Annotated in this window: 12 protein-coding genes; 11 read left to right on the forward strand and 1 reads right to left on the reverse strand. The window is 65.2% G+C overall.

Annotated elements, in window-relative coordinates; genetic code table 11:
- The first annotated feature begins 239 nt into the window (after positions 1–239).
- From FDW81_RS08150 to FDW81_RS08175, 6 genes are all read left to right on the forward strand, one after another.
- Positions 240–1,331 carry an iron-siderophore ABC transporter substrate-binding protein gene (locus FDW81_RS08150; RefSeq protein ID WP_138133683.1) on the forward strand — a complete coding sequence of 364 codons (1,092 nt, stop codon included), beginning with the start codon at positions 240–242 and terminating at the stop codon, positions 1,329–1,331.
- 10 nt (positions 1,332–1,341) lie between these two features.
- Complete coding sequence (locus tag FDW81_RS08155; RefSeq protein WP_138133684.1) at positions 1,342–2,430, forward strand: iron ABC transporter permease; 1,089 nt, start codon at positions 1,342–1,344, stop codon at positions 2,428–2,430.
- A gap of 23 nt (positions 2,431–2,453) precedes the next feature.
- Positions 2,454–3,527: an iron chelate uptake ABC transporter family permease subunit gene (locus FDW81_RS08160; protein ID WP_138133708.1), complete on the forward strand. Its 1,074-nt coding sequence runs from the start codon at positions 2,454–2,456 to the stop codon at positions 3,525–3,527.
- A 1-nt stretch (position 3,528) separates the two neighbouring features.
- Positions 3,529–4,344, forward strand: coding sequence for an ABC transporter ATP-binding protein (locus FDW81_RS08165; RefSeq protein ID WP_240720061.1), 816 nt, complete (start codon positions 3,529–3,531; stop codon positions 4,342–4,344).
- Positions 4,341–5,381 (forward strand): siderophore-interacting protein, encoded by a 1,041-nt coding sequence (locus FDW81_RS08170; RefSeq protein WP_138133686.1) that lies wholly within the window; start codon positions 4,341–4,343, stop codon positions 5,379–5,381. Before FDW81_RS08165 ends, FDW81_RS08170 begins: the two co-directional genes overlap by 4 nt.
- Positions 5,382–5,551: 170 nt before the next feature.
- Entirely contained in the window at positions 5,552–6,451 is a 900-nt protein-coding gene (locus FDW81_RS08175) for an SGNH/GDSL hydrolase family protein (RefSeq protein ID WP_240720063.1), read from the forward strand.
- On the opposite strand, the gene FDW81_RS08180 is transcribed toward FDW81_RS08175, so the two are convergent.
- Entirely contained in the window at positions 6,393–6,680 is a 288-nt protein-coding gene (locus FDW81_RS08180) for a YciI family protein (protein WP_138133687.1), read from the reverse strand. The two genes, FDW81_RS08175 and FDW81_RS08180, sit on opposite strands and share 59 nt — an antisense overlap.
- Before the next feature lie 71 nt (positions 6,681–6,751).
- Here FDW81_RS08180 and FDW81_RS08185 point away from each other — a divergent pair, with 71 nt between their 5' ends.
- From FDW81_RS08185 to rpsN, 5 genes are all read left to right on the forward strand, one after another.
- Entirely contained in the window at positions 6,752–7,231 is a 480-nt protein-coding gene (locus FDW81_RS08185) for a MarR family winged helix-turn-helix transcriptional regulator (RefSeq protein ID WP_138133688.1), read from the forward strand.
- A 48-nt stretch (positions 7,232–7,279) separates the two neighbouring features.
- On the forward strand, positions 7,280–8,041 hold the full coding sequence (locus FDW81_RS08190) for an SGNH/GDSL hydrolase family protein (RefSeq protein WP_138133689.1): 762 nt from the start codon (positions 7,280–7,282) through the stop codon (positions 8,039–8,041).
- A gap of 253 nt (positions 8,042–8,294) precedes the next feature.
- Positions 8,295–8,531 (forward strand): 50S ribosomal protein L28, encoded by a 237-nt coding sequence (rpmB, locus tag FDW81_RS08195; protein ID WP_018763944.1) that lies wholly within the window; start codon positions 8,295–8,297, stop codon positions 8,529–8,531.
- Complete coding sequence (rpmG, locus tag FDW81_RS08200; RefSeq protein WP_003798558.1) at positions 8,531–8,698, forward strand: 50S ribosomal protein L33; 168 nt, start codon at positions 8,531–8,533, stop codon at positions 8,696–8,698. Before rpmB ends, rpmG begins: the two co-directional genes overlap by 1 nt.
- 3 nt (positions 8,699–8,701) lie before the next feature.
- Positions 8,702–9,007, forward strand: coding sequence for a 30S ribosomal protein S14 (gene rpsN / locus FDW81_RS08205; protein ID WP_138133690.1), 306 nt, complete (start codon positions 8,702–8,704; stop codon positions 9,005–9,007).
- Positions 9,008–9,338: the final 331 nt, after the last annotated feature.

Raw genomic sequence — 9,338 nt, forward strand, 5'->3', positions numbered from 1 at the left:
AAGGCCTTGCGCGTGCACATCGTTCCCGGTTTCCCCATCTCTTCTTCTGATCTCCGGTGTCAGCGAACCGGACCGGCAGTGCCATCCTGCCAAAAGGGGCGATGTCTGCCCAAGGCAACAACACGCCATCCCGACTGTCCGCTCCGTCACCACGGGAAATAAGGTATGAAACCCTTGCGTAATGGGACGGAGGGTAGGCTAGCCTTACTTAGGTTTGCTTCATTCACCTAAGGAGTTCCGTGACATCCCCCCTTTTCCCCGGGCGCAACACCTCCCGGCGCACGCCGTTTAAATCCGCCGGCAAGGCTACGGCCGTCCTGGCCGCAGCAGCGCTTACCCTTTCCGCCTGCTCCACGGGCCCCGCATCCTCCACCACCGGGGCCGGTGCTTCCAGCTCCAGCAGCTCACAGTTCCCCGTCACCATTGACCACGTCTACGGCGAAACGACCATTGAGAAGCAGCCCACCCGCGTGGCCACGGTTTCCTGGGTCAATGACGACGTCGCCATAGCCCTGGGTGTGGTGCCGGTAGGCCTGCCCAAGAACGAATGGGGCGGCAACGAACAGGGCTCCACGCCCTGGAAGGACGCGGCCCTGGAGGACCTGGGTGCCGGCTTCGGTTCCGACAAGGCTCCGGTCCAGTACTCAGAGGCCGACGGCATCAACTTCACCGAGATCGCCAAGCTCACCCCGGACGTCATCCTCGCCGCCTACTCCGGCCTCACGGAAGAGGACTACAAGAAGCTCAACGAGATCGCCCCCGTGGTGGCGCACCCTGAACTGGCATACGGAACCTCCTGGCAGGACTCCACCTCCATCATCGGCAAAGCCCTCGGCAAGGACACCGAAGCAGCCAAGCTGATCTCCGACACGGAGGCCACCATCAAGGAAAAGGTGGCCGAGTACCCGCAGATCGCCGGCAAGAGCTTCATCTACGGCAACCTCGAGCCTGCCTCGGCCGACGGCGTCAACGTCTACACGGCCAACGACAACCGACCCCGCTTCCTCTCCGGGATCGGCATGACGCTTGCCCCGGTGGTTGAGGACAACTCCAAGGGCTCCCAGAAATTCTTCATCCCTTGGTCAGCGGAAAAGGCCAATGAGCTTGAATCGGACATCTTTATTACCTGGGTGCCGGATGCCGCCACCAAGGATTCGATCAAATCCAATCCCCTCCTGGGCCAAATCCCCGCCATTAAGAAGGGCGCCCTGGTCGCCGACTCGGACAACACCCTCACGCTGTCCATCTCCGCTTCCTCCCCGCTGAGCCTGCCGTGGTCGCTGGACACGTTCCTGCCGCAGCTGGCCACTGCAGCGGACGCTGTGAAGTAAGCACCATTCCATGACGCACAGTACGACGACGGCGGCGCGCCAGGAGCCGGGATCCGGCCCGTTGGTGCCGGGACAGGGAGATGTCCCTGCCCGCGCCCGCGCTTTCGGGGGGAAGCGCGCCGCCTGGCTGCTGGCCGCCGTCGTCGTACTTGCCTTGCTGGCCGGGGCCTCCCTGTCCATTGGGGCGAGGGAACTTGCGCTGGCCACGGTGTGGCAGGCACTGACTGCCTTTGATCCCGCCGACGGTGACCACGCCGTGGTCCACGCCCGCATTCCCCGCACCGTCCTGGGCCTGCTGGGCGGCGGTGCGCTGGGCCTGGCGGGCGCAGCCATGCAGGGCGTGGCCCGGAACCCGCTCGCGGACCCGGGGATCATGGGCGTCAACGCCGGCGCTGCCCTCGCCGTGGTCACTGGCATCTATGTCTTCGGTGTTGACTCACTCTCCGGCTACATCTGGTTTGCTTTCGTTGGCGCCGCAGCAGCCGCCGTCGTGGTCTACCTCATCGCTTCCCTCGGCAGGGACGGGGCCACCCCCGTGAAGCTTGCCCTGGCAGGCGCGGCGCTGAACGCAGGCCTGTACTCCCTCATGAACGTCATCCTGGTGTCCAGCCAGGACACCTTGGACCGGTTCCGCTTCTGGCAGGTGGGCGGCATCGCCGGGCGCGACTGGTCGGTGGTGCTGTCCGGACTTCCGTTCCTGGCAGCCGGCGCCCTCATCGTGCTCCTGACCGGCCGCATCCATAACAGCCTGGCTCTCGGTGACGACATCGCCCGCGGCCTCGGCCAGCGGGTTGGACTGGCCCGCGGCGTCACAGCCCTCGGCATTGTGCTGCTGTGCGGTTCCGCCACCGCGCTTGCCGGGCCCATCGCTTTCGTTGGCCTGGTCATCCCGCACGCAGTCCGCTTCCTCACCGGCCCCGACTACCGCTGGATCCTGCCGTTCTCCCTCATCCTGGCGCCGGTCCTGCTCCTTGGCGCGGACATCATCGGCCGCGTTGTGCTCCTGCCGGGCGAAGTTCCGGCCGGCATCATGACAGCGCTCGTGGGTGCTCCCGTCTTCGTCTGGCTGATCCGCCGTGGCAAGGGGGCAGGACTGTGACCCTCGCCCGGCCTCCCCGCGAGATGGCACTTGACGGCAATGACGCACGGAAACTTTGGGGTTATGCGCCATCCCGCGGCCTGAACCGGACCGCACTCCTGGCGGCCGCCGTCGTGATCCTGTTCGCCGTGTCTGTCCTGCTCGGCAGCTACACCGTCACCATCCCGGACTTCTTCAAAATCCTGGTGGCGCACCTGACCGGCGGTGAGAAGATCCCCGGCGCCAGCTTCATCGTGATGGAGAACAAGCTGCCGCGGGCCGTGATCGGCACCATGATCGGCCTCGCGTTCGGCCTGGCCGGCGCGTTGTTCCAGACGATGCTCCGTAACCCGCTGGCCAGCCCGGACGTCATCGGCATCAGCTATGGTGCCAGCGCCGCGGCAGTCCTGGCCATCGTGGTGTTCGGAGCGTCGGGCGCGGCCGTATCCGGTGCAGCCCTGGGCGGCGCACTCGGGGCGGCGGCCATCATCTACGCCATCTCCAGCAGCGGCACCCCGCGCGGAAGCAGCCGGGGTGCTGCCGCCGGCAACCGGTTGATCCTGGTCGGCGTGGGTATCGCCGCCGCGCTGCATGCAGTGGTCAACTTCCTCATGACCCGGGCAGATATCCGCACCGCAGCAGATGCTCTCGTCTGGCTGAACGGCTCCCTGAACTCCGCCAGCTGGGACCGTGCGGGGGTCCTTGCCCTCGCCTTGTTGGTCCTGCTCCCTGCTGCGGCGGCCATCGCCGGCCCGCTCCGGATCCTCGAGCTCGGCCCCGACGCCGCGGCCGGGCTGGGCGTGCGGGTGAACGCCACGCGCCTGGCGCTGGTGATAGTCGCCGTCTCGCTTGCAGCGGTGGCGACGGCGGCAGCCGGCCCCGTCTCGTTCGTCGCCTTCCTGGCCGGTCCCATCGCCCGCCGCTTCACCGGCAAAGCCGGCCTCCCGGCGTCGGCCCTGGTGGGTGCCCTCATCGTCCTCGCGGCCGACTATGTGGCCACCAACCTTGCCCCCCTGCTGCTGGACGGCACCGTACTGCCCGTTGGTGTCATCACCGGCGCGCTCGGTGCCCCGTTCCTGCTGTGGCTCCTGGTCACGGCCAACCGAAAGGATGCCTGACGTGGCAGTTCTGAACGCCAAGGACCTGACGCTGAAATACGACCAGCGCTGCGTGGTGGACGGGCTCACCGCCGAGATCCCCGAGGGCAAGGTGACCATGATCGTGGGCGCCAATGCCTGCGGAAAGTCCACCCTCCTGCGCGGCCTGTCCAGGCTCCTCAAACCCGCGGCCGGTGCCGTGACCCTGGACGGCAGGGACATCCACTCCCGCCCCGCACGGGAACTGGCCCGCACCCTTGGCCTCCTGCCACAGCATCCCACCGCCCCGGACGGCATCACCGTGCGTGACCTCGTGGGGCGCGGCCGCTACCCGCACCAGGGCTTCTTCCGGGGCGTGAGCGAAAAGGACGTCCCCGCCGTGCAGCGCGCGCTGGAAGCCACCGGGACGCTGGCCCTCGCTGGGCGGAACGTCGACGAACTGTCCGGCGGGCAGCGGCAGCGGGTATGGATTGCCATGGCACTCGCCCAGGAAACCGACGTGCTGCTGCTCGATGAGCCCACCACCTACCTGGATTTGGCGCACCAGGTGGAGGTCCTGGACCTCATCACGGATCTGAACCGCCAGCGCGGCACTACCGTGGCCATCGTCCTGCACGACCTCAACCTCGCCGCCCGCTATGCAGACAACGTGATCGCCATGAAGGGCGGCGCCGTGGTGGCAGTCGGCTCCCCGCTCAAGGTGGTGACGGAGGACCTGGTCCGCGATGTTTTCGGCCTCGAATCCCGTATCATCCCGGATCCCGTCTCCGGAACACCCCTGATCATTCCCATCGGCCGCCACCACGTCCCCGCGAACGAACTGGAGCTCGTTTCATGAAGACCCGCGATATCGCCTCCACGGAGCCCATGACCCTGGCGTTCGACGTCACCGTCTCCTCCGTGCAGGAACTCAGCCCCAACTTCCGGCGGATCACGTTTGGGGGATATGCGCTGCGGGAGTTCGGTGTCCACGGCGACACCCTTGACCTTCGGATCAAACTCATGATCCCCTCCCTTGCTGCTGACGGGACCCCGCTGCCCCTTCCCGTCTTCGAGATGAGCTCCGCCGGCTGGTACCGGGAATGGCTGGCGATGGATCCCGCAGTCCGTGGTTCCATGCGCACCTACACTGTCCGGCAGGCACGCCTGGACTCGGTGTACCCGGAGATCGACGTCGACTTCGTGATGCACTTCGACGACCACGGGAACGGCGGCCCCGCCGCCAATTGGGCTCTCAACGCCAGGCCCGGCGACGCCATCACCATCATCGGCCCCAACAACCGCGCCGCGCACTGCGTCACGGCGGAGATCTACTCAGGCATCGAATGGCGGCCCGGGCTGGCGCAGCGCATCCTGCTCGCAGGTGATGAAACGTCTGTCCCGGCCATCTCCGCCATCCTCGAAAGCCTGCCGGAGTACATGACCGGCCACGCCTTCCTGGAAGTTCCCGAAGCCGGCGACTTCCTGGACCTGACGTCGCCCGCCGACGTCCAGATCACCTGGCTGGCGCGCGGTGCGTCCATTGGCCGGTCCCGGCCGCACGGCCAGCTCCTTCAGGACGCGGTCCGCAAGGCCGTCCCGGTGCCTGGCTGGGTGGGCATCAAAGCGGCCGGCGGCGGCGCAGGCCCCGAGCCCGAGGACGTCAACGTGGACGTGGACATCCTCTGGGAGACGCCCGCCCGCATGGAAACGGCCGAGATCCAGGCAACCAAGAACCCGGACATGCCCGCCGGTGCCATGCCCTTTTACGCCTGGATCGCCGGCGAAGCAGCCGTTATCAAGGACATGCGCCGGTACCTGGTCCGGGATGTGGGGATTGACCGGAAACAGGTCGCTTTCATGGGGTACTGGCGGCAGGGCAAAGCCGAAGGCTGAACCACCGACGCTCTCTCACTCGATGTGGGGTTTCCCCCGACGCTCTCTCACTCGACGCGGGGTTCCCCCCGACGCTCTCTCACTCGACGCGGGTTTTCGGCGGACCCTCTCGCACTCACTGTTCATCCCGCCGTCGTTCCTTCTTCTTGTTTAGCCGGTACTTTCGACCTGTGGTGCCTGAACCTTTGCTTCCTGATTCCAGGCGGCGGGTGTTTGTTGCCCTTGGGGATTCCTTTACTGAGGGGGTCGGGGACCGGGATGAGCGGCTGCCCAACGGGGTGCGCGGGTGGGCTGACCGGGTGGCGGAGAAACTCGCCAACTCGCAGCCCGGATGGCGGTACGCGAACCTGGCCATCCGGAGCAAGCGGCTGCGGCACATCATCAACGAGCAGCTGGAACCTGCGCTGCGAATGAAGCCCACCCTCGTCACGCTGTACGCCGGCGGAAACGACATCCTCGATCTCAAAACGGACATGACCGCCCTCATGGATGAGTACGAAAAGCTCGTGGCACAGCTGGCGGAAACCGGCGCCACCCTGGTCCTCTTCACCGGCTTTGACGTCAAGGTCTCTGCCCTGCTGGAGCCGCTGAAGAAACGCAACAGCTTCTACAACCAGCAGGTCCGGGACATCGCCGAAAAATACGGCGCTGTCCTGGTGGACTACTGGTGCCTGGATGCCTTCCACGACAGGCGGATGTGGGACTCGGACCGGCTGCACATGTCCAAGGCCGGCCACAAGTACTTGGCCGGCCAGGTGCTGGACCAGCTGGGAGTGCCCCACAAGATCAGGCCGAAGGATTGGGAACCGCCCACACCGCTGGGACTGCGGGAATGGGAGCAGCAGCAACGGCGCTGGATCCGCGACTGGGTTTTGCCGCTCTTCGGCCGCAAGCTGCGCGGCGTCACGCTGGGGGACGAGCTCGCCCCGCGCTGGCCCGAACCGGTTAAGGTGCCGCGGAAAGGCGGGCTGAAGAAACTGGCCGCCGCCGCTTCTGTCGAGGCGAAAAGTCTTAGCTGTCCAGCAGGATCTCGTAGCCCGGAGCCACCCGGGCTGCATGGAACTCCATGATTTCGAAGTCAGCCACCCCGTTGGTGTAAAAGGGATCCTGCGCAATGCTGGCATCCAGGGTTGCCCTGTCAGCCTGGGACAAGAGCAGCCCTCCGGTCCGCGGTACCTTACGGCCGGCAGCAATAAAAACTCCGTCATCAAATGCCTTCTGCAGCCAGGCGATGTGGGCGTCATTGTGGAAGTCGACGATGTCCTGCGGAACGCGGTAGCTCAGGGAGACAACATACATGGCCCCAGCCTACCGGCCGCCCATGCGCGGACTTGAAGGGTCAACCAGACGCCTCTCGTAGAATGAGGGACATGACCGAACCCCGCTGGCTCAATGCCGACGAACGCCGTGCCTGGCTTGCCCTGGTCAGCATCAACACCCTGCTGCCCGCGGCCCTGGACACCAAACTGCATGCGGCGGGGAAGCTGTCCCTCTTTGACTACACCGTGCTGGCCATGCTTTCCGAGGCGGAGGGGCGCTTCCTGCCCATGAGCGAGCTTGCCGCCCGCAGCAGCGCGTCCCTGTCCAGGCTTTCGCACGTGGTGACCAAGCTGCAGAAGCGCGGCTGGGTGGAACGCCGGCCGCACCCCCATGATGCCCGCGTCACCACCGCCCACCTCACTGAGGAAGGCTGGGCAACCATAGTGGGCCTTGCGCCTGGTCACGTGGAGACGGTCCGGGACTTGTTCCTGGATGCCCTCACTGAACAGGACGTCCTGGACTTGGCCCGGATCGGGGAGAAGGTAGTGGGCAGGCTGGACGCCGACCACTGGATCCTCAGGGAAAACTAGCTCCCCCACTGGTTGGTTGCTCCCAGCAACTGATGGCAGACTATCCGAATGGATTTCACTACCCGGTTTGTCGCTCTGGGTGACTCATTCACCGAAGGCGTAGGCGACGACGATCCCACCCGCCCCAACGGGGTCCGCGGCTGGGCCGACCGCGTGGCCGAGCAGTTGGGTGCGGCTGACCCCGACTTCGGATACGCCAACCTCGCCATCCGCGGAAGGAAGCTCCGCCAGATCCTGGCTGATCAGGTGGCCGCCGCCGTCGAACTTAAGCCCACCCTGGTGACCATCTACGCGGGAGCCAACGACATCCTTCGCCCGAGGATCGACATTGACGATCTCCTGGTGGAGTACGACGGCGCCATTGCCACACTGCGCGCCACCGGTGCCACCGTGGTCATGTTTACAGGCTTCGACGCGCGGGGGTCGAAGGTGTTCAGCACCATGCGCGGGCGCACGGCCATCTATAACGAACTTGTCCGCGGCATCGCCGGAGACCACGGCGCGCTGCTGGTGGATTACTGGCGCTTCAGTGAGTACTACGACTGGGGCATGTGGGCGCAGGACCGGATGCACATGTCCGCCGCCGGTCACGCCAACATGGCCAAGCGGGTGCTGGACGTCCTGGAACACGACCACACCATCGACATCCCGCCCATGACCCCCGTTCCCGAACTCAGTGGGCTGGATGCCGTCCGTGCCAACGCGCGCTGGTTCAGGCAGTATGCAGGACCGTGGGTGGTTCGCAGGGTCACCGGTAAGTCTTCCGGGGACGGACTGAAGCCGAAGTATCCGCAACTCACGCGGCTCTGATCGCGGGCCCCCTTATACACCTTTCGGTGCCCAATTGGTCTTTAATTGAACGAACTCGTAGACTTGGTAGGCGCTAAGTGCGCGGAGCGTGCGCAATTGCTCCGGTTGTCCGGTAATTTCTCCAGGGCGGCCGGTAGTTAGGGGCTCAAGTTGCGTGACTAACCGTTGCCCTTCTTCACTTTTGGGTCGCCCTTAGCAGCATGGTCCAGCAGCAGATATGCGGATCATTACATTCAATTCTTGAGGAGAAGTCATGGCAGCACACTGCCAAGTGACCGGGGCCGAGCCGGGCTTTGGGCACAGCATTTCGCACTCGCACCGCCGCAACAAGCGTCGGTTCGATCCGAACATTCAGAAGAAGCGCTACTGGGTTCCGTCCCTGCGCCGTAACGTCACGCTGCAGGTTTCTGCACGTGGCATCAAGACCATCGACGTACGCGGCATCGACGCAGTCGTCGCCGACATTCTGGCTCGTGGGGTGAAGCTCTAGTGGCTAAGGACAAGGACGTACGTCCGATCATCAAGCTCAAGTCGACCGCGGGTACGGGCTACACCTACGTAACCCGCAAGAACCGTCGTAACGACCCGGACCGCCTGGTCCTGAAGAAGTACGACCCCAAGATCCGCCAGCACGTCGAATTCCGAGAGGAGCGCTAAACCATGGCTAAGAAGTCAAAGATTGCTCGCAACGAGCAGCGCAAGGTCATCGTTGAGCGCTACGCTGCCAAGCGCCTCGAGCTGAAGAAGACCCTGGTTGACGAAAACGCAACCGATGAAGCACGCGAAGCAGCCCGCCTGGGCCTGCAGAAGCTGCCCCGCGACGCGTCCCCGATCCGTCTGCGTAACCGCGACATCATCGACGGCCGCCCCCGCGGTACCTTCCAGAAGTTCGGCATCTCCCGTGTCCGCTTCCGCGACATGGCCCACAAGGGCGAACTTCCGGGCATCACCAAGTCCTCCTGGTAATCCAGCCCCGCTGATACCAGCTGCTTGGAAGGACCGGCAACCTCACGGTTGCCGGCCCTTCTGGCTTTAAGGCTCCGCGCTCAAGTCCGTGAGCGGCGGGCCTGGCAGGGCCAGCATTGTCTGTGCTGCAGCACACAAAGGTGAAGCACGACGGCGGAGGCCGGGTCGGGTGCCTCCGTCACCGCTTCCGCCCCGGGATTCCGGGGATTTTGCCCTGTCCGGAAGGGGGTTTGCGATGAGGCGTGTGGGGGTGTATTGTTTTCTAAGTCGCCGCGGGGAGACAGCGAAGAGCTGGTAGCCGCGGGCGGCCAAACCCCAAAAAACGAACCAT

The sequence above is a fragment of the Pseudarthrobacter sp. NamB4 genome, from assembly GCF_005796185.1.
Classification (GTDB): domain Bacteria; phylum Actinomycetota; class Actinomycetes; order Actinomycetales; family Micrococcaceae; genus Arthrobacter.

Excerpts from the sequence above, each read along its gene's own strand:
- FDW81_RS08155 (WP_138133684.1), top strand. The coding sequence starts at position 1,342 with ATGACGCACAGTACGACGACGGCGGCGCGCCAGGAGCCGGGATCCGGC.
- FDW81_RS08160 (WP_138133708.1), top strand. The coding sequence starts at position 2,454 with ATGGCACTTGACGGCAATGACGCACGGAAACTTTGGGGTTATGCGCCA.
- FDW81_RS08170 (WP_138133686.1), top strand. The coding sequence starts at position 4,341 with ATGAAGACCCGCGATATCGCCTCCACGGAGCCCATGACCCTGGCGTTC.
- FDW81_RS08180 (WP_138133687.1), bottom strand. The coding sequence starts at position 6,680 with ATGTATGTTGTCTCCCTGAGCTACCGCGTTCCGCAGGACATCGTCGAC.
- FDW81_RS08185 (WP_138133688.1), top strand. The coding sequence starts at position 6,752 with ATGACCGAACCCCGCTGGCTCAATGCCGACGAACGCCGTGCCTGGCTT.
- FDW81_RS08190 (WP_138133689.1), top strand. The coding sequence starts at position 7,280 with ATGGATTTCACTACCCGGTTTGTCGCTCTGGGTGACTCATTCACCGAA.
- rpmB (WP_018763944.1), top strand. The coding sequence starts at position 8,295 with ATGGCAGCACACTGCCAAGTGACCGGGGCCGAGCCGGGCTTTGGGCAC.
- rpsN (WP_138133690.1), top strand. The coding sequence starts at position 8,702 with ATGGCTAAGAAGTCAAAGATTGCTCGCAACGAGCAGCGCAAGGTCATC.